Genomic DNA, 23,072 nt, shown 5'->3' on the forward strand with positions numbered 1-23,072 from the left:
GTCGCCGTCGAACAATGAATGTGACCCGAGGCCTAGTTCTCCGAGGTGGCAGGGGTCACGCGGCCAACCTCCGCTTACCTCATGGTTTTTATGGTAAAAACTCGGCATGCAAAACCACATCAGCCTGAGGAAGGCAGCATGTTGACGACAAAGGCGCTGGTTGGCGCTGTCTCCTTCGCGATTGCCGTCGCCGTTCCATGGGTGACGGTCTCCCAGGTGGCCTCCCCGGTCCCACTAGTCGGTGCACCTGCCGGCGCCGCACACGGCAGCTCGGACTCTTCGTCGAGTGGTGGCACCCACGCGGAGGCCGGGCCGCACGACTGGAAGGCCATGGACAAGACGATGGCCGAGCGCGATCATTCGTTCCCTGCCAAGACCAAGGGCAGGGGAGGGGAGTTCATCAAGCCCACGGTGCTGAAGGACGGCACCAAGCAGTTCACCCTCACCGCCAAGAAGATCAAGTGGGAGGTGGAACCGGGCAAGGTCGTCGAGGCGATGGCCTACAACGACATGGTTCCCGGCCCCACTATCAAGGTTGAGGTCGGCGACAAGGTGGAGGTCGTGCTCAAGAATGAGCTCGATGTCTCCACTGTGGTCCACTGGCACGGCGTGCCGATCCAGAACGAGATGGACGGCGTCGCCAACATCACCCAGGAGCCGGTCACTCCGGGGAAGACCTTCACCTACAAGATCACTGCCGAGCGGCAGTCCGTCGGCTGGTTCCACTCCCACCATGACGGCTCCAACCAGGTGCCCGCGGGCCTGTGGGGCACCTTCCTGATCGGTGACGTGCCGCTCCCAGCCAACACCCAGATCAGCCAGGAAATCCCGATCCAGCTGCAGGATTCCGGCGCGATCGGGCTGAGCCTGAACGGCAAGTCGTTCCCGGCCACCGAGCCTGTGCGGGTGAAGAAGGGCGAATCAGTCCTGATCCACTACGTCAACGCCGGCACCATGGACCACCCGATGCACCTGCACGGCCTGGACCAGCTGGTCGTGGCCAAGGACGGCTTCCCGATCGCCACGCCCTACAAGGTCGACACGGTGTTGGTTGCACCCGGAGAGCGCTACAGCGTACTGGTCAAGGCCGATCGCGTCGGCACCTGGGCCTTCCACTGCCACATCTTCCCGCACTCCGAGGGACCCACAGGCATGTTCGGAATGTTCACCGAAATGATCGTGAGCTGAGCTGATGAACCGGCTCCCGGCATCCGCAGGGCGTTGATGGCCCTGCCCGACCGGCTCCCGTTCGCTCCCTTATCTGAAACTTCGCAGATTGGAGTACCACCGTGTCAGTCAGCACGGATCCCCCACGCGCCACCTCACCGGCCGGCGCCTGGCGCTCGCTCGCAAGGGTCGTGAACCCGCTCCTACCCTGGATCGGGGCCGCGGTGGCGCTGGGCCTGCTCGTCGGCTTCGTGGTGGTCGGCGTGTTCAAGCCCGACACCGCCTTCTCTTCGGGTGCTTATGCAGGCGGCACCGGGGCCGCGGCCGGCGCGGTCGCGGATGTGAAATTCGATATCGAGCTTGGCGATCTCTACGTCAAGCCCTCCTCCATCGACGTCCCTCGCGGCGCGAAGGTGGTGCTGAACGTCGTCAACAAGGGTGCGATGGACCACAGCCTCGCGCTCGAGGGCCGCGACGAACCCATGATCAAGCCCGGTGGCTCGACGACGATCAACTGGGACGCGCTCACCAAATCCACCCAGGCGTGGTGCACGGTTCCCGGCCACAAGGCCGCCGGAATGGTCCTCGCCGTGAACGTTCAGGGCGACACCGCGGCAGCCGCCGACCACACGACCGGCGCCGCGGCTGCGAGCAACAGCGCCAAGATCGATGCCAACGCCAAGCCCGCCGCCGGCTGGAAGGCATACGACCCGATTCTCAAGCCGGCCGACGGTAACAAGGTCCACGAGATCGAGATGCGGGTCAAGGAGTCGAAGATCGAGGTGGCGCCCGGGGTGCAGCAGAACCTGTGGACCTTCAACGGCACCGCGCCCGGTCCGGTGCTTCGCGGCAAGGTCGGTGACATCTTCAGGGTCAAGCTGGTCAACGACGGCACCATGAACCACTCGATCGACTTCCACGCCTCCAAGGTGTCTCCGGACGTCGAGATGCGTTCGATCAAGCCGGGCGAGTCGCTGGTCTACGAGTTCAAAGCCGAGTACGCCGGTGTCTTCACCTACCACTGCGGCGCCGCGCCCATGATCCACCACATGGGCAACGGGATGTTCGGAGCGGTCATTGTCGATCCCCCGAACCTGCCCAAGGTTGATAAGGAGATCGTCCTGATCCAGTCCGAGCTGTACCTCGGCCCAAACGGCGAGGTACAGGACTTGACGAAGATGCTGGCCAACGACAGCGACGGCGCCGCCTTCAACGGTTACTTCAACCAGTATGCGTTTCAGCCGATCGAGGTGAAGCGCGGCGAGCGGGTACGCGCGTGGGTCGTGAACGCGGCGATCAACGATGAGCTGGCCTTCCATACCGTCGGAACGATCTTCGACACCGTGTGGAAGGAAGGCAACTACCAGCTCAAGCGCGGTGGCCCCGACCACGGTGGTTCCCAGACACTGGACCTGTCGCCCACGCAGGGCGGGTTCGTCGAGTTCACCCTGGACGCACCGGGCAACTACACGTTCGTCAACCACGAGATGCGGAACCTGTCGCGCGGAGCGGCCGGTGTGTTCTCCGTCAAGTAGGGTTCGCCACCGATGATCGAAACCGTCGCCCGCAGAAATACGTGAACAGCGGACGGCCCTGACGCAGACAATGGCTGATGCCCGGCGCACGCGGAACGCGCGCGCCGGGCACGGGCATCTTGCTCGGCCACCAGGTTCGGTGCCCGGATACATCAGCTCTGTCGCTTCTCATGCGTTCCGTCTCGTATGGCGGACTCGGTTTCCCCTTTCGCCGAAGGAGTCCCAAACCGGACCCCAGGTTTCTACTAAAAGTTTGGGATAAAATGACGTCATGGCAGCACCGAAAACGGGTCGGACACTCGACGGCGTCTCGCGGGTCGCGCTCCTCGACACGCTGCGTCGCAGCCGCGAACCACTGACGATCAAGCAGCTCGCCGACGAAGTGGGCCTGCACAGCAACACGGTCAGGTTCCATCTGGACAAGCTCGCCAAGGAGGGACTCGTCGAGGAGCAGCGGGTCGGACCGAGCGGTCCCGGCCGGCCCAAACTTGTCTACTCCGCTGCTGGCAACGCGGACGGCGGATCCGGCAACGGGTATCAACTCCTCGCGGAGATCCTCGCCGGCCAGCTTGCCACCTCGTCCCCCTCTCCGGCCGAAGCGTCGCTCGCCGCAGGGCGCGAATGGGGCCGTCACCTCACGGAGCGGCCCGGCCCCTTTTCCTCCATCACCTCTGAGAAGGCGCTCGAACAGCTCGTTTCCCTGCTAGACGACCTTGGGTTCGAGCCAGAACCGGGGTCGGACGGTTCTTCCGTGCAGTTGCATCGCTGTCCGTTTCGGACGGTGGCCGAGCAACGCCCCGATATCGCATGTTCGGTACACCTTGGGCTGATGCGCGGAGCCCTGTCGGAGATGGGAGCACCCTTAGCGGCCACCGCCCTGAAACCGTCCTTCACCTCCCATCCATGCCTCGTCCAGTTCGACGAGACGCAGCGGAAGCGGGCCGGACAGCGACCGGAAGACCGGGAACGGCCGGGATCGGACCACCGACGGCCCATACCTGTCGAAATCTTCACCGTGCCCGGTCCGAAGAACCCCGCGGACGGATGAGCGGACCGCAAGGTCGAGCGGTGCAACACGGAGTTCTGAAACCCTCGGACCGGGCTCATTTACGGTGACGAGGGCTGGACTGCTCGGGCTGGATCAGGCAGGAGGCTGTGTCGCCAGGGTGAGCCGAACGACGGAGCCGTCGATGGCCATCAACCCGTGCCGCTCGGGTGGAATTAGCGAGGTAGCCACCAGCCGTCGCGTCTCGGGTGTCCGAAGCGGTGGTGAGGCGGACATGACCGTGTAGGACCTGCAGGAGCGCTGTTGCGTTCTCGGATCGGACGACGCGCTGATCCCGGGTCGGTTTCGACGTCAGATCGCCAGGGTGAGTTCGGTGAACGCCGCGGCGACCTCGACGCGGGTGGGACGTCGAGTCCGAGTTCGTAGTGTGCGCGGCAAAGGTTCTGGACGAAGGCATGTCCGGTGATGATCACCTGGGCTGTTCGATCGGTCCGCAGCCCGCGCATCGGTTTCAGGCGGTGTTTGAGCTGACTGTGATCGGCCTCGATCGGATTGTTGGCGTATCGCTTGAGGTGGTGCCACGCCGAGGGGACCAGTTCGTCGAGCACCGCGGGGGAGATCGCGGCGGCGTCGGTGACCACCTCGCTGGGTGTCACCTTCAACGCCGATAGCGCCCGAGAGAAGAATCGCCGGGCCGCGCCGGCGTCTCTGCGAGCCGAGACGAGCACGACAATGACCTGCCCGTTCTGGTCGACCGCCCGATACACGTAGCGCCACACGCCGTGACGTTGACGTAGGTCTCGTCGACGAACCACCGATCGCCCGGCGAGTGGCGGGCAAACCGGGCGGCGTCGGCCAGCAGCGGCGTGAACCGCTGCACCCACCGGTAGACGGTGAGGTTGTCGACCTCGACCCCGCGCTCGACCAGCAGTTCTTCCACGTCGCGGTAGGAGAGGTTGTAGCGCAGGTACCACCGGACCGCCACGACGATCAGCTCGGCCGAGAACCGGAGCCCCGCGAAGGCTGACTTCGGCGGCAACCAGGTACGGGGACGGATTGACCGCTTTACCGCTCACGCCTGCCTCGATTTTGCATGCGACCAACGCAACGGCACCCCCGCGTCTGTTCGGGCTCGCCTACCGGATGCTCGGCAGCGTCGCCGAGGCCGAGGACGTCGTGCAGGACGCGTGGATGCGCTGGCAGGGCGCCGACCGCCGAGCCGTGCACAACCCGGCGGCGGTCCCCACCACCACCACGACCCGGCTGGCGATCGACGCCGCGACGTCGGCGCGGTCCACCCGCGATACGTACGTCGGGCCCTGGCTCCCCGAGCCGGTGGACACCTCCGCCGACCCGACGCTGGGCGCCGAGCGGGCGGAGGCGCTGGACCTGGCGGTCCTGCTGCTGCTGGCTAAGCTCACCCCGACCGAGCGTGCCGCCTACGTGCTGCGGGAGGCGTTCGGCTACCCGTACCGGGAGATCGGCGCGGTGCTGGACACCTCCGAGGCCAACGCCCGCCAGCTCGCCGGCCGGGCGCGGCGGCACCTCGCCTCGGACCGGTCGACCCCCGCCCGCCCGCCGGAGCGGCGCCGGCTGGCCGAGGCGCTTCTCGCCGCTGCCCGCGACGGCGACCTGGCCGCTTTGGAGCGGCTCCTCACCGCGGACGTGATCGCCCACTCCGACGGCGGCGGCCAGGTGCCCGCCGCCCGCAAGGACGTGCGGGGCGCAGCCCGGGTGGCGAACCTCCTGGACAACGTCCTCCACAAGTACTGGTACGCGGCGACCTTCCGGCTCGTCGAGGCCAACGGCGACGCCGCGCTGCTCGTGCTTGACGCCGACGGCAACCCGCTGGCCGTCGTCGCCCTGGACGCCTCGGCGCGCGGGACCGAAGGGCTGCTCCTGGTGCTCAACCCGGACAAGCTGCGGGAGTTCGCGGCCGGCGGCTGAGCGGAGGGCCGGCCGGGTGATCGCTCAGTGCGTCCGGCACCACCGGCAGGGCGCAGCCGACGAGCGCTAGCGCACCAGTCGTCCGGCGAGCGACCAGCCAAGCAGCACCAGGGTGACGATCTTGGTCAGCTCCAGCGCCACGTACCACAGGTGCAGCGTGGAGGCGGCTGGTGGTCGTCGATGATCAGCTGGGCACGCCGGTCGAGCAGCGGCCGCAGGACGGCGGCCTGGGTGAGCAGGACCAGCCAGAGGGCGCCGATCCCCGCCCAGGCGCCTCGATGAGCGAGATGGCGATCACCATCCCCAGCCAGATGAAGGGAACGGCCAGCTGGACGATGTCCCGGAGCCTGGTCATGAGCGGACGGGTCCTTTCTCCGTGGAGGTGAGCCGGGCGACGCAGACGCCCGGTCGCGCGAACGGGATCAGCTCGGCGGCCAGGCCCGGCGCCGCCGCCTCGACGACCTCCCGGAGCAGGCCGCGGTGCATGGCGCAGACCACGTCGGGGTGGCGCTGGGCGACTTCCAGGAACGGGCAGGCGTGCAGGTCGATCTGGACGGTGGCGGAGTCGGCCGCGCGCTCCGGCTCGAAGCCCAGCTCGGTGAAGAGGGCGAGCACCCGGGCGGTGGCGACGCCCATGGGATCGGCGCCGGGCGGTGCCGCCGCGGAGCGGCCGTCGCCGCGCAGCCAGGAGCGGCCGGCCTGCTCGGCCAGCTCACCCGCGCCCCGGTCGTCGAGCTGGGCCGCCAGCACCTGGCTGAGGAACTGGTACCCGGTCGACGGCGCCGGCGGCGTGACGCTGCGGTAGACCGTGTGCGGGCGTCCACGACCGCGCCGCGGGCCGGGCCCGCTGCTGACGAAGCCCGCCTCGACCAGCACCTCGAGGTGGAAACGGACCGTGTTGGCGTGCAGTCCGGTGGCGGTGACCAGCTCGCTGACGCCGGTCGGGCCGTCCGCCGCGCGGAGCGTGTCGAGGATCCGGCGCCGGCTCTGCACGGCGAGTGCGCCGTAGCTCACGTCTTCCACCACGCACCTATTTTATACGATGGACATAGTGAAAAAGGAGGACCCCATGGCCGACATCGCCGACCGCGCCGACATCACCGCCCTGGTGACCGACTTCTACCGCCGGGCCTTCGCCGACGACCTGCTCGGTCCGGTCTTCATCGACGTGGCTCGGATGGACCTCACGGCCCACCTGCCGATCATGTGCGACTTCTGGGAGACCGTGCTGTTCCGTACCGGCGCGTACCACGGGAGCGCCTTCCGCCTGCATGTGGACCTGCACCGACGGGAGCCCCTGGCCGAGCGGCACTTCGACCGCTGGTGGGAGCTGTGGTGCGGCACCATCGACGACCGGCACGCCGGCCCCAAGGCCGAGCTGGCCAAGGCGCAGGCCGGCCGGATCGCGCAGTCGATGCTGCGGCGCCTCAACGGCGGCACCGGCAGCGAGCACCGCACCATTCGGACCCGCCAACCCTCGTCCTGACCGGGCCCCGCCGCGTACAGGTCGACTCGTCCGTCGCCCACCAGGTCAGTCGCGCTCATCTGGTGGCTGACCTGCCATTGGCAGCCGGCGGCCGGCCGTCGGATCTCAGGACCTGGCACTCGGACCCCACTGGTGGCCGGGGTGAATCGGTCCGCCTGGGCGCGGGAGTCGACAGGGCGGCGATCCGGGGGTGGTGCTCCCTGCCCGGACATCGCCAGGCCGGCATGACCCTTCAGATTGTGTCGGTGGGCGCGGCGCCTCCGCCAGCGCAGCCGGCCGCGGAACATCAGAACCCCGGCCCGACCCTCGACCCGATGGCGACCGGCGCACCGACCTTCGCCGCCTGCGACGCCGTCGCGCCACCCATTCCGACCGGCACCATGCACTGCCGTGAGCTGCACGTCAAGGAGATCCAGGGAGAGATGGCCCCGGGCGTGCTGTCGCAGTAGCAAAGAGGGGAGAAAATCATGGACAGGTTACGACTTGTTGCGCAGTTTGCAATCCCGTTCATCTGGTTCGGAATGGTGGTGGCCATTTCCCTGATCGAGGCGCCGTTGAAGTTCCGCGCTGCTCGGCGTCCGTGCTTGACAGTCCATCGAGGCTCGTTCTCAAGTCTTTGAGGAGTTAGTCGATTGGCTGTCGTGGGTCATGCTCGGCCGGCATGGGATTGTCACGCGCATCCTGTGGTGGCTGCCGCGCCATGCTTTAAGACTGCCGTACAGGCAAGCGCGAGGCGCTCGTTCGCTTGGCTTGGCCGCCACAGGGTAAGCGTCCGAGGACGGGCCCGCTACCTGGCGCCGGCGTCCACTGCGGAGGTGTCGACGACCTGCTCGGTGGGCAGGCGCGGAGTGTGGGGTGGCCCTGCGTTTGCCCGGTCGGCGATCCCCAGGCGCATCGCCAGATACGGGAAGCCGAGCCCCGCCAGCATCTGACGCAGAGTCTGCCGGGTGCCGTCGGTCTCGACCACGCCGCTGAGCGGCACCATCGAGACGCCGAGCCGGGTGGCGGTCAGCCAGGCGGCGGAGAGCCCCTCACCGGCACGCAGCCAGCTGTCCGGCTCGTCCTCGGTGTACCAGAGGATCCCGTAGACAGCCGCGCGGTCGTGCCCGGGGCCGATCGGCAGGGTGCCGGGATGGCCGAAGTCCCGGCCCGGCACGGTGGTCTGCGGGGGCTGCTCGGGCAGCACCTCGGGCGGCAGCCCGACGCCGGTGCCGGCCCGGCTGGTCCAGTACGCCAGCTCCTCCCGCAGCTCCGGCTCCTCCGCCGCGACCACCGCGGCCTTGGCCGCCACGGCGGCCAACTCCACCACCTGGTCGGAGCCGAGCAACTGGAGTCGGGCGCCCTGCGCGCCGGCCGCCTTGACGATTTCGTCGAGCGTGGCGTCGGGCACCCGCTCGTCGCTGACCGGCCGCCGGTCCGTCTGCCGGATCCGCATGCACTGCACGAGACGGGTCGCGTCCGCGTCCGCCGCGGTCTGCTGGAACCGGCCGAGCCGGGCGAGCAGCTCAAGCTGGCCCGGGTCGGGTAGCCGCTCCACCTGGGCGGCCCAACCCTCGGCGGCCAGCGCCACCCGCGCGTGGTGCAGCGCCAAGCCGCAGCTCAACGTCACCAGCCGATTCTCCGGATCGGTGGCGGCGAGTTGCGGCTCGTGCACCATCCGCAGCTCCAGCGCGTCGGGGAGGACCGTCCAGCGCCACGGCTGACTGTTGTGCACCGACGGGGCGAGACCGGCCGTCGCGGCGGCCTGCGTGAGCGCGGTGGTCAGCGGGCGGTCCCTGGCCGGCGTCTCGTGGCTCATCGTCACGACCTTTCTTTCCCACATCGTGCCCCACTCCGGACCTGTCCCGGGCGGTGTTGCCGCTCCATCCTCCGGGATGCCGGTCAGCCGGCACACGGATTCCCCGCCTCGGGGTCGTCCGGCCCGCAACGGATCACGCCGGTTCCCGCTTGCGGGAACCTGTGCTGCTGAAACGATCCGCAGGTGGGAGCGGAACCGGACGAGTGCGTGCCGGAGCGGCCGGTGCGGCGGCGCCGGGTGGACCGGCGGGAGTGGGCACCGCTGACCCTGCTCACCCTGGCCGCGCTGCTCGGCGGCGGATTGTGGCTGACAGGGTTGCGGACGGCGGACCGGCCGACACCCACGATGAAAGGGCTCAGTGTGGTCGACCAGAGTGACCGCATTTCTACCAGCCTGGTTACCTGTTCGTTCCATTCGGGGGCTACTTGCCAGAGGAAATCGCCAAGCTGCGGCAGCGATTCATCCCGGACGGGGTGGATCTCGTGCGCGGGGAGGTTGAGCGGGTCGCGCCGGACGGCAACGTGGTGCTGCTGGCCGCCGGGCGCCGGCCGCCTACGACTACCTGATCATCGCCACGGCTGTGGAGCCGCGGCCGGACCGAACTCCCGGCATGCTCGACGGCGGGCAGTGGCGCAAGGGCATCTTCGACTTCTACACCTCTGATGGCGCGGTGGCCACGGCCAAGGCGATCGCGGGCTTCGACAGCGGCCCGCTTGTGGTGCACATCGTGGACATGCCGATCAAGTGCCCCAGTCACGCCGCTGGAGGTCACGTTCCTCGTCAACGGGGCGGGGGTGATCGTGGTGACCGCCTCGTTCGTGCCGCCGGTGATCCCCAAGGTGGTCCCTGGCGGTGCCGGTGCTGGTCCGGTGGGTCGGAGTCGACGGCCGCTTCCCGTACCGGCGTTGGAATCCAGATCCCCGCGAGCGACCGACGCCGTCTACGCGTTGAGCGCTGTGGACAAGAGCGGCCGAGTCGCCGATCGCAGTATCGTCCGGGTGCTTGGCTGGGGGCCGGGGGCTCGGCTGGACATCCGCGAGCAGGCGGGAATCATCGTGGCCCGGCCGGCAGTCGATGGTGTCCACTGCGTCGGCGATCGTGGTCACCTGCATCTGCCATTGGCGGTGCGCCGGTGGTGCCGGCTGACGGCGGGGGACCGGGTTCTGCTTGCTGCCGACCCTGCCACCGGTGTACTGGTGGCCCATCCCCTTGCCGTACTTGACCGGCTGCTGGCCGACGTGCACGCTGCCGTGGCGGGGGTGAGGCGGCGTGAGCCAGACCGTCGCTGGCCGGCCGGAGTTGGAGGCTGCCCGGTTACTGCTCGAGCGGATGGGCATCTCTCCGGCCGATCTGCTGCAGGTGCGGCCGGCCCGTCCGCTGGCCCCGACGTTCGCCGAGTACGTGCCGGTGGTGGCCGCTGCGGTGTCGCCGGGTACTCGTCGGGCGTACGGCTCGTACTGGAATCGGGTGGTCCAGGCATGGGGGATCGGCGTATCGACGAACCCCGCCCGTCTGAAATCGAGCAGTTGCGCGCCCAGGTGCAGGCCAACGTGGTGGCGCGACGCAACAACCGAGGCGGCCGATCAGCTGCCGAACAATTGGTGGCCGCGCTGCGGCGCCTGTACCGGCGGGCGGTGGCGGACGGGTTCCCGGATGCGGCCGACAACCCGGCGTTGAAGGTGGACAAGCCACGCCGGCTGCCCACCACCCGGCGAGCCATCGGCGACGCGCGCTTGGCGGAGGTCAACGAGGTGGCGGCCAGTTGGGGATGACCCGGGTCTGGACAGTCTGCTGATCCGGCCGCACACCGAGACGGCCTGCCGTCGTGCCGGGGCGCTGGCCCTGCGGCCGCGGGACCTGGACACCGACCAATGTCTGATCTTCCTGCGGGAGAAGGGCGGCACCTCCCGGTGGCAGCCGGTCTCGCCGACGCTGATGCGGCGCAGCGGGATGCTCCACTACGGCTACCAGGGCCAGCGCCGCGGCAGCGGCCTGAGCCTCTTCGTGGCGACCCACGCCGCCCCGCCGCGGATGATCGACTTCGGGGCGATCGACTTCGCCGCCGCGGCGGCTCGGATCGGCGCGTTCCTCGGCTACCGGCTGACCGTCTGCGACGCCCGGCCGGTCTTCGCCACCGCCCAGCGCCTTCCCGAGGCGGACGAGGTGGTGGTGCTGTGGCCGCACCGCTACCTGCGGGCGGAACTGGACGCCGGCCGGGTCGACGGGCGCAGTGCGGTCTGCGTGCTCACCCACGACCCGAAGTTCGACGTGCCGGTGCTCGCACTGGCGCTGCGCCATCCGCTGGCCTACGTCGGGGCGATGGGCTCCCGGCGTACCCACGACGAGCGGCGCAAACGGCTGCGCGAGGCCAGCGTCGACCCGGCGCCACTCGCCCGGCTCGCCTCGCCGATCGAGCTGGACCTCGGCGGGCGCACGCCGGAGGAGATCGCGGTGAGCGTGGCCGCCCAGATCGTCGCGGGACGGTGGGGCGGGACGGGACGCCCGCTGGCGGAGCTTGCCGGGCCGATCCACGGTAGGGCAGGCCCGGGCGGTCAGCCGGCGAACGTTCCAGCCACTCCCATGCAGTCGAATTGGAGTGCTCCACTGGCGCAGAGGCATGCCGATTGCCCGATCAGTGGGCCATCGAAGTGACCAACCGGCTCGCTGTGCGCGGCTATGAGCACGCCATGCGATGCGGTGCGAGACACTCAAACGATGACCGGTATGCCCCCGGATACGTTGTATCACCGATGCCTAGGCTGGCACGCCCCTGCCCTGCGGCGAGCCGTCATCGTCGCCTCCATCGGGCTCATAGTCGCTCTCGTGCTACTGCCGTTCATGCCGTGGGAGTTGGCCGCGGTCGGGGGCTGGGACATCGCCGCGCTCGCCTTCCTCATCAGCATCTGGCGCGTCATTCTCCGAGCGGACAGCTCCCACACCGAGATGATGGCCATGCGTGAGGACGAGACGCGGGTAACCGCCGCAGTGCTGCTGGTAGGGGCGGGCGTCACCAGCCTGCTGGGTGTCGGCTCTGCTCTCAGCCTCGCCGGCCGGCACGGCGGCTCAACGCGGGTGCTGCTCGTCAGCGTCGCACTACTGACCGTCCTGCTGTCGTGGACCGTTGTCAACACGGTCTTCACCCTGCGGTACGCCGACCTGCAATACCGGTCAACAACCGGGGGGATCGGCTTCGACGGCCAGCCTGTGCAGGGGCAGGCCACCTACCGCGACCTGGCCTACGTCGCCTTCACGATCGGCATGACCTACCAGGTATCAGACACGGCCATCAGCGATCCGCGGATCCGGGGCAGCGTGCTGTCCCATGCCTTCCTGTCTTACGTGTTCGGTGTGGTGATCGTGGCGGGTTCCGTCAACCTCATCGCCGACCTGGCCCGCTAACGGTGTCGGACCACCGGCCGGTTGGTGGCAGCGCGCGACTCGCGGCAGATTAGTACGCCCGGTCTGTGATGTCAGGAGCCAGTCCGTCGACCGCCCGGGCACCCATCGCCACGAGTCGTTCCCCTTCAGCCTCGGCTGTGGTGCCGTCGGCTCGTAGTTCGAGGTGCAGGCGGTTCTTGATTTCTTTACGCTCAGGTACCTTCAGCACATCGATGGTCGGCCAGGCGGCGCCTTCGGGAGCGATGGTGATCCCGCCAGCCTCTTCTTCGACGATCTGCCACCCGAGCACCTCTGTCCAGAACTCGGCAACGGGGCGAGGCTCGTTCGCATCGATGGCGATTACGACGATACGGCTGACCACGCCGCACCCATACCCGCTATCGCCATCAGCTAACAGCGTGTCGCATCGTCGCCGATGCATTCTCATCGGCTACTTGTTCATCGAGGTCGAAGCAGCCCACGTCTGGTCATATAGGCCCGCAACGTCTCGGCATCCCCAGCGGACATCAACCGGCGTGGGATCACGGTCGCCGGCCTCCGGCCTACGTACACGATCCAGAACTCAGGGGTGTCCCTTACCTGGGCGACCCCGTCCCAGGCGATGCCGCCGGACTCCGAGCCGCTGCGCATCATGATGTTGTCGTCGGTGATGTCGTAGGCGCCCTCGACAGCGTAGCGACTGGAGCGGCGCCGGGCGCGCAACCGCACCCACGGCGAGTACAGCATCGACAGCAGGCCACCCACGACCATCGCCATGCACAGCGGCGAGATCTGGTCGTCCCAGGCGAACCCCCGCGAGACGGCGAAACCGATCGCCCCGACCGCCGCCAGCATCGCGCCGATATAGCCGTACTTGCGCAGCCGAACACTGCTGAGCGCAGCGGCCACGCGGCCTGGGTAGGCGGGATCGGCTGGGACGTTGAAACGGATGTGCACGCCAGAACGATGGTGCCCCCAACCCCGGGCAGCCCCTGGCTCCCGCCCCCCGGGCCGATCGTCGAGCGCCGCCCATCGTCAGCGGCAATTGCGGATGTTGCTGCCGGCCTGTCATCCGTGAAGGTGGTGGCGGTGGCCCACAGTGTTGGAATCCGCGTGGGTACCGAGTTAGCGGGCGGCGAGGGCGGCGGTGAGCGCCTGGGCCAGCCACTGCTCGTACTCGTCGGGTGACCAGCCTCGGTCGCCGACGAGCAGCTCGTAGACCTCGGGTGAGATCAGCGTCCAGACGATGTCCCGTGCCCGGTCGGGGTCGAGGTCGGCGCGCAGGCCACCGGCTGCCGCGAGGTGGCGTACGAGAGCGTCGGTCCCGGCCAGGCGCTCGCTGTTGATGGACTCGCGGAACTGCGCCAGGTCGCAGTCGCCGCCGGTGGCAGCGGCGAGCAGCCTGGCAAGCAGGGGCCCCGCGCGTTCGCCGACCCGGCGGGCGGCGAAGGCGTACCGGGCGAGCTTGTCTTGCGGGCTGGTCGCGGCGAACACCGCCTGGATCTCGGGGCGGTCGATCATGGGGATGGGATCGTCGTCGCCGGCGAGCGTCACGTCGTACACGTCTTTGATGAGCGTCGCCTTTGTGCGGAACGTCTTGTATACGGTCTCGGCCGAGACACCGGCGTGCGTGGCGACGTCTCGCATGGTGATCGCCGCGGGGCCGCGTTCGATGAGCAGTTCGCGGGCCGCGTCCAGGACGCGGCGGCGCGTGAGCTGCGCCTGTTCGGCGCGGCGGGTGTTGTCGTATGCGCGACGAGTCATTGCTTACCGCCCGACCGTATTGAATACTCATCTACTGTATCTGATACTACCGAGGGGGCATCATGCGCACGATCGGCACCGAGGTTTGTGTTCGCTCTATGACGATCATGACTTCCGGCGACCTCGCCGAGTTGGCCCAGGTCGTTCACCCGCAGGCCGTAAACCGCGAGGCGAAGGCCGAGCCCGCGGCCTGCCGAGTGCACGGCCCGGCCGCGTTCGCGGCCACCGCCCGCTGGCTACGAGCCGCATTCGAGGATCTGAACTTCGACATCCATGACGTGGTGGCCGACGGCGACCTGGTCGCCGTGCACTGCACCATGTCGGGACGCCAGGTCGGTCCGTTCGTGGCGTACGACGAGCGCGGCGAGGTCGACCAGGCGTTCCCGCCGACCGGCCGCAGGTTCGCGATCACCCAGACCCACTGGTTCCGAGTCAAGGACGGCCAACTCATCGAGCACTGGGCCAACCGCGACGACCTCGGCATGGCCAGCCAACTCGGCTGGGTCCCGCCCAAGCCGGCATTCTTGTGGCGAATGGTCCGGGCCAAGCGGCGTGCCCGCCGCAACCCGACCCACTAGTCCCTTGTATGTCCAGCCATGCCGCATCGGCATCAGGCCACGCACCCAGATCCCGGCCCTCGCGTACGCCGTGCCGGTTATCGCATTGGTCAGGGGCCGACAGCTCTCGGAGGCGGTGCCTACGATGGCCGGCATGGTGGGGACGATCGATTACGCCGGGGCAGGCCCATTGACGAGGATCGACCCGTTCCACGAGCCGGCGCTGGCGAATCTTCCGAGCGAGGCCGTCGAGATCTGCCGCCTTGTTCACGACCTCGTCATCCAGCCCGCTGACGCGAACGGCCTGGGCGTGCCCGACGAGCGGTTCGCCGAGAACCAGCTTCGTCCCGTCGACGGGCTGATCGGCGCCCTACTAGCCCTCGATCCGGCCCCGCTGACCGTCGCACGCGACCCCGACCGGCGGGTGATCGGCACCTGCCGCCACTTCGCCTTGCTCAGCTGTGCCCTGCTGCGCTACCGCGGAATCGCGGCCCGGGCCCGCTGCGGCTTCGCCACGTACTTCCAACATGGGCAGGGCGTGGACCACTGGATCACCGAGTACCGGCACGGCGGCCGCTGGGTGCGGATCGACACCGAGATCCTCGGCGGTTTCCTCGTGGCGGAACCCGAAAACCTCGCCGCTGGCGACTTCCTCACCGGCGGCGAGGCGTGGACGGCCTTCCGCGGCGGCCACATCGATGCCGCGCACTTCGGCGTGTACGGCACCGAAAACTGGGGGCCGGCCGAGATCCGGGGAAACGCGATCAAGGACCTCGCGGCGCTCAACAAGGTCGAGATGCTGCCGTGGGACGAGTGGGGACACATGGAGGCCTCCTACAAGGGCAAGACCGGCCCCGACTACGACGAACTCATCGACGCAATCGCCGCCGTCTGCGCCACCGACGATCCCAGCGCCGTCGGGGACCTGTACGCCTCCGAGGACCTCGCAGTGCCTATCGCGCTCTTGCAGTGACGCCCCCGGGGCAGCTTGCTGCTGCAAGGCCGCCACGGTGCACTGATTTCGGCTAATTGGGGATGCCCTGCGGCGGTGGGTGCCTGCAGGTGAGGCGCCGGCCCCGGGCGGCTCGGCCAAGCCGCAGGCGCCACGCTAACCAGCGGCCTGACCGCAACCTGCACGCGATGCGCGCCGAGTGGAAGTACGACACCCTCTACAGCGGGCAGGGCGGATTCAGAGGGCAGCTGACCCAGAGCATCCGATACGAGTACGACTCAGCCGGCACGTCGAGCGCCTACAAGTGGCAGGTCCGCGGCTTCAACGAGCGCTACCAACCCAGGGGCGTCAACTACGTGATCCCGCCGGTCGAGACCGGCCTCAACGCCACCTACATCTACGCCTACGAGTACTCCCTGTTCACTGGAGCGCCGACGTCGATCTCGTACCCGGCCGCCGGCGGCCTGGTCACCGAGCAGTTGACCACCGACTACGACGCGACGACCGGCATGCCGGTCCGGTTGGACACCAGCCTGACCGGCTCCGCGGGCACCATGGCGACCGCCCCCTACACCGCCTTTGGCGAGCGCAAGAGCTCGATCTACCAGGTGCCTGGGAACAGCAACTTCACCCAGGACACCGTCTACCGGGACGAGACGACCCGCCGAGTCGACTGGGTCACCGTCACACGGTCGACAGTGGACGGCATCGTCTCGGACCGCAACTACTCCTACAAGGCGGCCGGCCGCATCAAGTCCATCGCCGACACCCCCGAGGTCGGCCAGGCAGACCTCCAGTGCTTCCGCGACGACGCCCTGGGGCGCCTGACGACCGCGTGGACCCCGAAGACCGAGGTCTCCTGCGACACCGATCCCATCCTCGACAACCTGGGCGGGCCGGCGCCCTACTGGCAGGACTGGACCGTCGACGACACCGATAGCCGGCGTACCGAAACCAGCCACACCAGCAGCGGAGACACCACCCGCAGCTACCTCGTACCCGACGGCGGCCAGAATGTCGTACGGCCACACGCGGTCACCCAGATGAGCACCGACGCCCCCGGGCAGCCGACGGTGGTCGCTAAGTACGAGTACGACGAGTCGGCAACACCACCTGCCGGCCGTCGGGCACCACCGCGAACGACTGCGGCACCGCTAAGACGGGCAGCCAGACGCTGACCTGGGACGCCGAAGGCGAACTCGCCACCGTCAGCTCCGGCGGAAACACCATCGAGACCAACATCTACGACGCCAACGGCGTCCGGCTCATCCGCCGCGACGCCACCGGTACCACCCTGTACCTGCCCGGGCAGGAGATCCGGCCGAAGGCACCGTCAACACCGGCACCCGCTACTACAGCTTCGCGGGCGTCACCTGCGCCAGCCGCAAGGCGGGCTCGGCGATCACCGACCTCACCTGGCTGTTCGGCGACCACCAGGGCACCCAGCAGATCGCCATCAACGCCGGCACCCAGACCGTGGACATCCGCCGGCAGACGCTTTACGGCGGATCTCGCGGGCCGAGCACCGTCTGAGCCAACGGCAAGGGCTTCGTCGGTGGCGACATCGACCCCACCAACCTCGTCAACATCGGCGCACGGCAGTACGACCAGACGTTGGGGCGGTTCATCTCGGTCGACCCCGTCATGGACCTGTCCGATCCGCAGCAGTGGAACGCCTACTCGTACGCCTACAACAGCCCGGTCAGCCATGCCGACCCCACCGGCGAGGACCCCTGCCCCGGCGGCGGAGGCGGCTGCTACTGGGACGGCACCACCACGCAGTACGACGGCGTGACCCCCCAGCAGATGGCCGCGGCTCGGCAGATGAGCCAGGTGATCACCAAGCAGGTCGCCACCCAGGTCGCGGAGCAGGCCGCCGCAGAGAACACGGTCCGTCAGGAGAAGGAGCGCAAGCAACGCGAGTGCCAGGCAAGCTTCTGGCGCCGCAGCATGCAGAAGGTCGCCGATGTCGGCCAGGCCAGGTGGAAGTGGGCGACGAGCCCGGAGGGCCTCGGAACCCTCGCCGGCATCGCGGTCGGCTTCGGCTGTACGGCACTCACCGGTGGCGCCGGGGCGGTTATCTGTGGCATCGCTGGTGGTGCGGTCTCTGGACTTGTGACTGGGGCGCTGAAGTGCAGGGTGGGCGACAAGTCGCACTGTGGCATTGGCAATCTGGCGCGTGACGTCGGGGTAGGCGCAGTGCTTGGTGCGGTGGGCGGCGCGGCCGGTGCCGTCCCTTGCGCAGACGAGCCAGCTCGGCGCATTCGTCCTCACCGAGACCGCCGACGGCGGCCTCACCCCGAGCCCGCCGGTCCTGCGCCACCCAGTTCGCCAGAGTGCCGTCGTTGGTCCCCAAGTCCCGAGCGACCTGCGCGATCGGCTTGCCCGTCCCCCGCACGATCCGCACGGCGCCCTCTCGGAACTCCCGGTCGAACCGCCGTCTCGTCTCAGCAATGACCACCTATCCCCTTAGGTCCGGCCTCCACCTGTCGGGGAACCTCGCGCGGCCAGCCCAAGCTGGGTTGGCTCGTGCAGGGTGCGCCGTCCTAGGCTTAAGGTGGGCCGATGATGAGGCACGCGGCGTCCGATGCCGGTGTGGCCCGGGCCAGCGCGCTGCTGGAGGTCGGCCGGATCGAGGCCGCACGGCGGGAAATCGCGGCCGTGCTGGCCGGCGATCCGGACAACGTCGAGGCGCTGTACGTGTTGGCCGGCTCGTATCAGGCGGAGGACGAGTTCGCCGCCATGCAGGACGTGGCGGTTCGGGCCGTCGCGGTCGCGCCCGGACAGCACGAGGGTCACCTGCTGCTCGCGTTCGCCCAGATCGGTGTGGAAGACCCGACGGCGGCACGAGCCAGCGCGCTGGAGACCGTCCGCCTCGCGCCCGAGGACTGGCGCGGGTACGCCGCGCTGGCGCTCGCCTCGCTCAACCTCGGGCAGCCGCGCCGCGCGTTCCGGACGATCAAGCGGGCGGTGGGGATGGCCCCGGAGTCGGCCGGCCCGCACTACATCCGGGCACTCATGTTCCACTCGATCGGCTGGAACCTGTTCGCCAACCGGTCGTACCGCCGCGCGCTGGCGCTCGACCCGGAGCACAAGGCGGCGCTCACCGGGCTCGGTCGCGTCGCGGCCACCCGAGGGTGGCTGGCGGCCGCCGCCGGGCATATCAGCGCGGTACTGGCCGCGGAACCGACCAACGATGCCGCCCGCACCGAACTGGATCGGGTGGTCATCGGCGGCCTCTGTGGTTGGGCAATTATGTCGGTCTGGACGGCTGGCTTCATGGGCATGTTCGCCGTGCTTCCGTGGATGTGGCTGCCGGCGCTGCTGCCGCCCGCGCTGTGGTTGCTGTGGGCCGCCCGGACCTGGCGCGCCCTCTCCCCGGGCGCGCGGGCATACGCCGAGAACGTGGTCCGCACGGACATCCGGGCCCGCGTGCGGCTGTTCGGGCTGGCACTGTGCGCGCTTACCGCGGCCGGGCTGATCATCATCGCGCTGCGCCAGGATCCGGACCAGCCGCCGTCGGCCGCCATGGTGGTCCCGATGGTGGCGCACTTCCTGGCCCTGATCGTCAGCGCGGCGGCGATCGTCACCGCCGACCGCAAGGTCGCCGGGGCGCGTCGGTGACGCCCGGTTGACGTTCGCCGGGGGAGCGGGTTGGGAGCTCCTGGAAGGTGGTGACCCGCTCACGTTTGGACGGAAGGGCCGGGGCCGTTGCCCTCGGCGGTTCACTGCCTCGGGCGACCGGGTGCAGAAGTCCTTCGGACCCCGACCTTCCGCGCGGTGAACAGTACGGGCGCACACTGACACTCGGGCGCCAGTTAAACCGGATTTAATCCGCCAATAAGCGGTCGATTAGCCATAGCCGTTCGCTCACCGAGGAGGTGCGCGGCGTGCCGATCGACGTGGAGCAGGACAACCGCCCGGGCTGGTGGATGAAGCGGCTGTTCTTCCAGCTCAACGATCCGCGCTGGCGCCGGCGGCTATGGAAGCTGCACAACTACTACGCCCGCTCGCCGCCGCTGCCCGAGGGCGCGGAGGCGGCGCGGGAGGCGTTCGAGGCGTTCCAGCGGCACATCCGCTCCAACTTCGCCGAGCTGGTGGTGTCCGCCGTCAGCGAACGAATGACACCGGTGGGGTTCCGCACCGCCCGGGACGAGGACGTCACCGGCGACGCCGAGGCGGCCGCGGTGTGGGAGCGCGCGGGCCTGTCGGTGAGGTCCTCGGACACCCACAGCAGGATGCTCTCGCTGCACGACCACGTACAACCGCGCTCCGGCCAGGGTGACGGTCTCGAAGAAGTCGCAGGCGAGCAGGGCGTCGGCTTCGCAGCGGAGGAAGTCGGCCCAGGTGGTGGACGTGCGCTCGGGCGCGGGGTCGATCCCAGCCTCGTAGAGAATTTCCCACACGGTGGAGGCGGGGGTCTTGATCCCCAGGACGAGCAGTTCGGTGTGGATGCGGCGGTAACCCCAGCTGGGGTTCTCCCGAGCCAGGCGCAGCACCAGGGCGCGTATGGAGCGGACGGTGTGTGGCCGGCCCGGCCGTTTTGGCCGGGAATTGGCAGCGTGGCGGCGCGCGGGGAGGTCGCGGTGCCAGCGCAGCACCGTGTCCGGGCGCACCAGCAGCTTGAGCCGATGGAGCACGCCCAGCGGAAGCCGGTGCAGCAGGACGGCGAGGAACGCTCGGTCGCTGGGGGAGAACCGCGCCCGGGCCTTGCCCAGCTGTCGCTCGAGGACCGTGATCTGGTAGCGCAGCGCCAGGATCTCCACGTCCTTGTCCCGGTCGCTCATCGAAAGCAGCCGCAGTAACGCGAACGCGTTCGTCACACCGAGATAGGCCAGTCGAAGCAGCACAGCCGATTATCATGCCGCGGGTGGGAGAGACAGTCGGGAGAGGAAACGGTTCCTGCGCCCGCCGTCGGGATCCGTTTACAGCTGGTCCCACCTGGGCCATTAGGTTTTCGGCAGGGGCAGGGGCAGGGGCAGGGGCAGGGGCAGGGGCAGGGGCAGGGTGCAGACCTGTCGGCGTGAGGTGCTGGACCGCACCTTGATCTGGAACCAGCGCCACCTTTGCCAGGCCCTGCGGGAGTTCGAGCGGTTCTACAACTCCCATCGGCCGCATCAGGGCATCGCGAACGCCCGACCGCTGCACCCCTTGCCTCGGGCGATCACCGATCCAGGGCAGATCGCCCGCCTCGACATACGTAGGCGTGAACGCCTGGGCGGCATCCTTCACGAGTACGAACATGCCGCGTGACGGCGCGCTCCGCCTCGGGCCAGCTCAACACCTGGGCGGACGAGGTTTCCGACAAGGGCAACGTGTAGCCCGGTGATGCGGTCGCCGTCGATGGTCAGGGGCAGGGAGAAGGGCGGTGTGTCACGAAGGCGCTGGCCCCACATGATGCACGAACACCATCATTTCGAACGATCTGCAACGTCCTTCTACCGCGGACGTCAGAACTCGAGGACGTACTTGACCCCACCAGAGCGGCCGCCCGCGACCTGGTCCGCGATCGCGGCGCCGTCCTTGATTGGTGTCGTCTGGACGTCAAGTCTCAGTTCCCCGGAGGCGGCGAGTGCCGCGAGTTCGCCGAGTGCACGTCCGTCGGGCTGCACGTAGAGGTTCGAGGTGGTGATTCCGCGTATCGGATCGGGTGCGTCCGAGGTGATGGAGGTGAGGCGGCCTCCGTCGGTGAGCAGTCCGATCGCGTTCTCGGCGGTGCCTGTCGCGGCGATGAGGACGGCGTCGAATCGGCGATCGCTCTTCTGCGCCCAACCGTCAGTGTGGGTGTCGATGACCTCGCTGGCGCCGAGGGCGCGGAGCTGATCGGCGCGGGCCGGTCCTGCACCGGCGACGATCTCGGCGCCCCGGAGGTGGGCGAGTTGCACGGCCAGTGACGCGGTGGGGCCGGAGGCTCCGACGACGAGCAGGCGGGTGGTGGCGTCGACGTGGAGCTCGTCGAGGGCCTGCTGGGCGGTGAGCCCGGCGACCGGGAGTGCCGCCGCAATCTCCGGAGCCAGGTTCTCGGGCAGTCGTGCGACGTGCGCGGAACGGACTAGGACGCGCTCTGCCCAGGTGCCGCTGCCGCCTGGCAGGGGCGCCTCGTGGACCAGCACGAGGTCTCCCGTGCGGAATTCGGTCTCGTCCGGGCCGGTCGCGGTGACGCGGCCGACGGCTTCGACGCCCAGAGCTGCGGGCGGAACGAGGCCGACGTCCCATCCGCCCGTGTGAAGCAGGGCGTCCCACGGCCCGATCCCTGCCGCGACCACCTCCAGGACGAGCTCGCCCGCGTCAGGCTGGCGGGGGTTCGGAAGGTCGAGGATCTCCAGAGCGCCCTTGGCGGCTCGAACACCGAGTCCGATCATGATTTGTCCTTCTGTGTTGATTCTGTTCGTGCGTGTTTGGGGTTTCAGGCGGCCGGGTTCGTGCTCGGGTCCACGGGCCGCTTGGATTTCGGGAGTTTGTCGACCACGAGCCGGTAGGAGTCGGTGACGAGTTCCTTCACCAGGTTATCGTCGAGACTGGGCCCACCTGCTGCCGTGATCCAGTGCTTCTTGTCCATGTGGTAGCCGGTCGTGATCTCTGCGTACTGCTCGCGCAGCCCAACGGCCTCGTCCGGATCGGCCTTCAGGATCACGACGGGGTGTCCCGGCATGTCGGTCATGAGCATGAAGACCTTGCCGCCCACCTTGTACAGCTCCCAATTCGGGCCGACACGGTGCTCGAACGTCACGTCCGGCAGCTCTGTCGCGTACTCGTTCGCGACCTTCTGGAGTTCCTGTCCGTCCATAGCTGATCAACTCCTCTAGCGATCGGTTCGCCCGGGCCGGGCCGCTCAGGCGAAGGTGAACAGACGCTCGGGCTCGAACCGCGACACCGGGGTCTTGTACTGCTTTCCCTCGTCGGGGTAGCCGAGCGCGAGCAGCACGGTGGTGGTGTATCCGGTCGCGCGGATGTTGAAGGCCTTGTCCACGCTGATCGGGTCGAAGCCTTCGAGCGGCATGGCCTCGACGCCGAGCTCGGCGGCTGCCATCATCGTCAGACCCATCACCATGTAGGTCTGCTTCTCCATCCAGTGGTAGGTGTCCTTGTAGCTGTATTTGCGCAGGCTCACGAAGTCACGGGTCATCGATTCCCACCGCTCCTGCTTGGCCTCATCTGCGAACCGGCCGTCGGCCCGCTCCTTGGCGAACACCGCTTCGAGGTGGTGCTCGGTCACATCGGCCCGAGTGGTGAGGATGATGGTGTGCGAGGCGTTGAGGATCTTCTCGGCGTTGTCCTGGAACCGCTCGCCGAGGTTGGCCGCCAGCCGCTCCTTGCCCTTCTGAGTGGACACGACGTAGAAGTGATTCGGCTGGATGTTCGTCGACGTGGGAGCCGAGCGCAGGAACTTCAGCAGCTGCTGAAGAGTCTCATCCGGGATCGTTTTGCTGCCGTCGAAATACCGGCTGAGGTGCTTGCTCATGAGCTTGTCGAGATCCATGT

General features: G+C 68.6%; 24 protein-coding genes and 3 pseudogenes. 17 read left to right on the forward strand and 10 right to left on the reverse strand.

From position 1 onward, the window contains the following. Positions 1 to 138: 138 nt before the first annotated feature. The 3 genes from I8N68_RS28995 (at position 139) to I8N68_RS29005 (ending at position 3,750) form a co-directional block, all read left to right on the forward strand. Positions 139 to 1,188 carry a multicopper oxidase family protein gene (locus tag I8N68_RS28995; protein WP_200215852.1) on the forward strand — a complete coding sequence of 350 codons (1,050 nt, stop codon included), beginning with the start codon at positions 139 to 141 and terminating at the stop codon, positions 1,186 to 1,188. A 203-nt stretch (positions 1,189 to 1,391) separates the two neighbouring features. Continuing rightward, positions 1,392 to 2,702, forward strand: coding sequence for a multicopper oxidase domain-containing protein (locus tag I8N68_RS29000; protein WP_200215861.1), 1,311 nt, complete (start codon positions 1,392 to 1,394; stop codon positions 2,700 to 2,702). A gap of 271 nt (positions 2,703 to 2,973) precedes the next feature. Further along, positions 2,974 to 3,750, forward strand: a complete 777-nt coding sequence (locus I8N68_RS29005) for a helix-turn-helix transcriptional regulator (RefSeq protein WP_200215863.1) — start codon at positions 2,974 to 2,976, stop codon at positions 3,748 to 3,750. A 309-nt stretch (positions 3,751 to 4,059) separates the two neighbouring features. Here the strand turns inward: I8N68_RS29005 and I8N68_RS29010 are convergent. After that, positions 4,060 to 4,747, reverse strand: a pseudogene (locus I8N68_RS29010) (IS6 family transposase). 50 nt (positions 4,748 to 4,797) lie between these two features. On the opposite strand from I8N68_RS29010, the gene I8N68_RS29015 reads away from it, so the two are divergent. After that, positions 4,798 to 5,655, forward strand: coding sequence for a sigma factor-like helix-turn-helix DNA-binding protein (locus I8N68_RS29015; protein ID WP_267909693.1), 858 nt, complete (start codon positions 4,798 to 4,800; stop codon positions 5,653 to 5,655). A gap of 170 nt (positions 5,656 to 5,825) precedes the next feature. Further along, entirely contained in the window at positions 5,826 to 6,041 is a 216-nt protein-coding gene (locus I8N68_RS29020) for a hypothetical protein (RefSeq protein WP_200215867.1), read from the forward strand. Here I8N68_RS29020 and I8N68_RS29025 read toward each other — a convergent pair. Continuing rightward, positions 6,007 to 6,681 (reverse strand): helix-turn-helix transcriptional regulator, encoded by a 675-nt coding sequence (locus I8N68_RS29025; RefSeq protein WP_200215869.1) that lies wholly within the window; start codon positions 6,679 to 6,681, stop codon positions 6,007 to 6,009. The two genes, I8N68_RS29020 and I8N68_RS29025, sit on opposite strands and share 35 nt — an antisense overlap. A gap of 43 nt (positions 6,682 to 6,724) precedes the next feature. On the opposite strand from I8N68_RS29025, the gene I8N68_RS29030 reads away from it, so the two are divergent. Together I8N68_RS29030 and I8N68_RS29035 are read left to right on the forward strand one after the other, a co-directional pair. After that, positions 6,725 to 7,141, forward strand: coding sequence for a group III truncated hemoglobin (locus tag I8N68_RS29030; RefSeq protein ID WP_200215871.1), 417 nt, complete (start codon positions 6,725 to 6,727; stop codon positions 7,139 to 7,141). Positions 7,142 to 7,365: 224 nt separating this feature from the next. Beyond that, positions 7,366 to 7,590, forward strand: coding sequence for a hypothetical protein (locus I8N68_RS29035; protein ID WP_200215874.1), 225 nt, complete (start codon positions 7,366 to 7,368; stop codon positions 7,588 to 7,590). Between the two features lie 338 nt (positions 7,591 to 7,928). Here I8N68_RS29035 and I8N68_RS29040 read toward each other — a convergent pair whose 3' ends face one another. Then, complete coding sequence (locus tag I8N68_RS29040; RefSeq protein WP_200215876.1) at positions 7,929 to 8,939, reverse strand: Acg family FMN-binding oxidoreductase; 1,011 nt, start codon at positions 8,937 to 8,939, stop codon at positions 7,929 to 7,931. A 425-nt stretch (positions 8,940 to 9,364) separates the two neighbouring features. On the opposite strand from I8N68_RS29040, the gene I8N68_RS29045 reads away from it, so the two are divergent. From I8N68_RS29045 to I8N68_RS29060, 4 genes are all read left to right on the forward strand, one after another. Continuing rightward, positions 9,365 to 9,505 carry a hypothetical protein gene (locus I8N68_RS29045; protein WP_200215880.1) on the forward strand — a complete coding sequence of 47 codons (141 nt, stop codon included), beginning with the start codon at positions 9,365 to 9,367 and terminating at the stop codon, positions 9,503 to 9,505. A gap of 912 nt (positions 9,506 to 10,417) precedes the next feature. Next, the gene (locus I8N68_RS33310) at positions 10,418 to 10,711 is read left to right on the forward strand and encodes a site-specific integrase (protein ID WP_234040799.1); all 294 of its coding nucleotides are present in this window, start codon (positions 10,418 to 10,420) and stop codon (positions 10,709 to 10,711) included. 163 nt (positions 10,712 to 10,874) lie between these two features. Further along, positions 10,875 to 11,591: an XdhC family protein gene (locus tag I8N68_RS29055; protein WP_200215924.1), complete on the forward strand. Its 717-nt coding sequence runs from the start codon at positions 10,875 to 10,877 to the stop codon at positions 11,589 to 11,591. Positions 11,592 to 11,762: 171 nt separating this feature from the next. Beyond that, on the forward strand, positions 11,763 to 12,338 hold the full coding sequence (locus I8N68_RS29060) for a DUF1345 domain-containing protein (RefSeq protein WP_200215883.1): 576 nt from the start codon (positions 11,763 to 11,765) through the stop codon (positions 12,336 to 12,338). 49 nt (positions 12,339 to 12,387) lie between these two features. On the opposite strand, the gene I8N68_RS29065 is transcribed toward I8N68_RS29060, so the two are convergent. The 3 genes from I8N68_RS29065 to I8N68_RS29075 form a co-directional block, all read right to left on the reverse strand. Beyond that, complete coding sequence (locus I8N68_RS29065) at positions 12,388 to 12,699, reverse strand: VOC family protein (protein WP_200215886.1); 312 nt, start codon at positions 12,697 to 12,699, stop codon at positions 12,388 to 12,390. Positions 12,700 to 12,776: 77 nt separating this feature from the next. Then, positions 12,777 to 13,274, reverse strand: a complete 498-nt coding sequence (locus tag I8N68_RS29070; protein ID WP_200215889.1) for a YcxB family protein — start codon at positions 13,272 to 13,274, stop codon at positions 12,777 to 12,779. A 168-nt stretch (positions 13,275 to 13,442) separates the two neighbouring features. Then, positions 13,443 to 14,081, reverse strand: coding sequence for a TetR/AcrR family transcriptional regulator (locus I8N68_RS29075; protein WP_200215891.1), 639 nt, complete (start codon positions 14,079 to 14,081; stop codon positions 13,443 to 13,445). Positions 14,082 to 14,179: 98 nt separating this feature from the next. Between I8N68_RS29075 and I8N68_RS29080 the strand changes: the two genes are divergently transcribed. From I8N68_RS29080 to I8N68_RS29090, 3 genes and pseudogenes are all read left to right on the forward strand, one after another. Further along, positions 14,180 to 14,659, forward strand: coding sequence for an ester cyclase (locus I8N68_RS29080; protein ID WP_200215893.1), 480 nt, complete (start codon positions 14,180 to 14,182; stop codon positions 14,657 to 14,659). A gap of 124 nt (positions 14,660 to 14,783) precedes the next feature. After that, positions 14,784 to 15,611: a transglutaminase-like domain-containing protein gene (locus I8N68_RS29085; RefSeq protein ID WP_200215894.1), complete on the forward strand. Its 828-nt coding sequence runs from the start codon at positions 14,784 to 14,786 to the stop codon at positions 15,609 to 15,611. Positions 15,612 to 16,144: 533 nt separating this feature from the next. Beyond that, positions 16,145 to 17,822: pseudogene (locus I8N68_RS29090) on the forward strand (RHS repeat-associated core domain-containing protein); the annotation flags it as partial. A 28-nt stretch (positions 17,823 to 17,850) separates the two neighbouring features. Here I8N68_RS29090 and I8N68_RS34380 read toward each other — a convergent pair. Further along, positions 17,851 to 18,051 (reverse strand): annotated as a pseudogene (locus I8N68_RS34380) (transposase); the annotation flags it as partial. A 104-nt stretch (positions 18,052 to 18,155) separates the two neighbouring features. Here I8N68_RS34380 and I8N68_RS29100 point away from each other — a divergent pair. The 3 genes from I8N68_RS29100 (at position 18,156) to I8N68_RS29110 (ending at position 20,843) form a co-directional block, all read left to right on the forward strand. After that, a complete protein-coding gene (locus I8N68_RS29100; RefSeq protein ID WP_200215895.1) occupies positions 18,156 to 19,214 on the forward strand; it encodes a tetratricopeptide repeat protein in 1,059 nt (352 codons plus the stop codon). A gap of 266 nt (positions 19,215 to 19,480) precedes the next feature. Continuing rightward, on the forward strand, positions 19,481 to 20,395 hold the full coding sequence (locus tag I8N68_RS29105; RefSeq protein ID WP_200215896.1) for a hypothetical protein: 915 nt from the start codon (positions 19,481 to 19,483) through the stop codon (positions 20,393 to 20,395). A 223-nt stretch (positions 20,396 to 20,618) separates the two neighbouring features. Beyond that, positions 20,619 to 20,843, forward strand: coding sequence for an integrase (locus I8N68_RS29110; RefSeq protein WP_236648169.1), 225 nt, complete (start codon positions 20,619 to 20,621; stop codon positions 20,841 to 20,843). 197 nt (positions 20,844 to 21,040) lie between these two features. Here I8N68_RS29110 and I8N68_RS29115 read toward each other — a convergent pair whose 3' ends face one another. From I8N68_RS29115 to I8N68_RS29125, 3 genes are read right to left on the reverse strand one after another with little or no spacing between them, the layout of a single operon-like run. Then, positions 21,041 to 21,952, reverse strand: a complete 912-nt coding sequence (locus tag I8N68_RS29115) for an NADP-dependent oxidoreductase (protein WP_200215897.1) — start codon at positions 21,950 to 21,952, stop codon at positions 21,041 to 21,043. 44 nt (positions 21,953 to 21,996) lie between these two features. Further along, positions 21,997 to 22,377 carry an MmcQ/YjbR family DNA-binding protein gene (locus I8N68_RS29120; protein ID WP_200215905.1) on the reverse strand — a complete coding sequence of 127 codons (381 nt, stop codon included), beginning with the start codon at positions 22,375 to 22,377 and terminating at the stop codon, positions 21,997 to 21,999. 45 nt (positions 22,378 to 22,422) lie between these two features. After that, the gene (locus tag I8N68_RS29125; RefSeq protein WP_200215907.1) at positions 22,423 to 23,070 is read right to left on the reverse strand and encodes a nitroreductase family protein; all 648 of its coding nucleotides are present in this window, start codon (positions 23,068 to 23,070) and stop codon (positions 22,423 to 22,425) included. Positions 23,071 to 23,072: the final 2 nt, after the last annotated feature.

Source organism: Micromonospora coerulea, assembly GCF_016598485.1.
Lineage (GTDB): Bacteria > Actinomycetota > Actinomycetes > Mycobacteriales > Micromonosporaceae > Micromonospora > Micromonospora coerulea.

Excerpts from the sequence above, each read along its gene's own strand:
- I8N68_RS28995 (WP_200215852.1), top strand. The coding sequence starts at position 139 with ATGTTGACGACAAAGGCGCTGGTTGGCGCTGTCTCCTTCGCGATTGCC.
- I8N68_RS29005 (WP_200215863.1), top strand. The coding sequence starts at position 2,974 with ATGGCAGCACCGAAAACGGGTCGGACACTCGACGGCGTCTCGCGGGTC.
- I8N68_RS29030 (WP_200215871.1), top strand. The coding sequence starts at position 6,725 with ATGGCCGACATCGCCGACCGCGCCGACATCACCGCCCTGGTGACCGAC.
- I8N68_RS29035 (WP_200215874.1), top strand. The coding sequence starts at position 7,366 with ATGACCCTTCAGATTGTGTCGGTGGGCGCGGCGCCTCCGCCAGCGCAG.
- I8N68_RS29040 (WP_200215876.1), bottom strand. The coding sequence starts at position 8,939 with ATGAGCCACGAGACGCCGGCCAGGGACCGCCCGCTGACCACCGCGCTC.
- I8N68_RS33310 (WP_234040799.1), top strand. The coding sequence starts at position 10,418 with ATGGGGGATCGGCGTATCGACGAACCCCGCCCGTCTGAAATCGAGCAG.
- I8N68_RS29055 (WP_200215924.1), top strand. The coding sequence starts at position 10,875 with ATGCGGCGCAGCGGGATGCTCCACTACGGCTACCAGGGCCAGCGCCGC.
- I8N68_RS29075 (WP_200215891.1), bottom strand. The coding sequence starts at position 14,081 with ATGACTCGTCGCGCATACGACAACACCCGCCGCGCCGAACAGGCGCAG.
- I8N68_RS29080 (WP_200215893.1), top strand. The coding sequence starts at position 14,180 with ATGACGATCATGACTTCCGGCGACCTCGCCGAGTTGGCCCAGGTCGTT.
- I8N68_RS29085 (WP_200215894.1), top strand. The coding sequence starts at position 14,784 with ATGGCCGGCATGGTGGGGACGATCGATTACGCCGGGGCAGGCCCATTG.
- I8N68_RS29100 (WP_200215895.1), top strand. The coding sequence starts at position 18,156 with ATGATGAGGCACGCGGCGTCCGATGCCGGTGTGGCCCGGGCCAGCGCG.
- I8N68_RS29115 (WP_200215897.1), bottom strand. The coding sequence starts at position 21,952 with ATGATCGGACTCGGTGTTCGAGCCGCCAAGGGCGCTCTGGAGATCCTC.
- I8N68_RS29120 (WP_200215905.1), bottom strand. The coding sequence starts at position 22,377 with ATGGACGGACAGGAACTCCAGAAGGTCGCGAACGAGTACGCGACAGAG.
- I8N68_RS29125 (WP_200215907.1), bottom strand. The coding sequence starts at position 23,070 with ATGGATCTCGACAAGCTCATGAGCAAGCACCTCAGCCGGTATTTCGAC.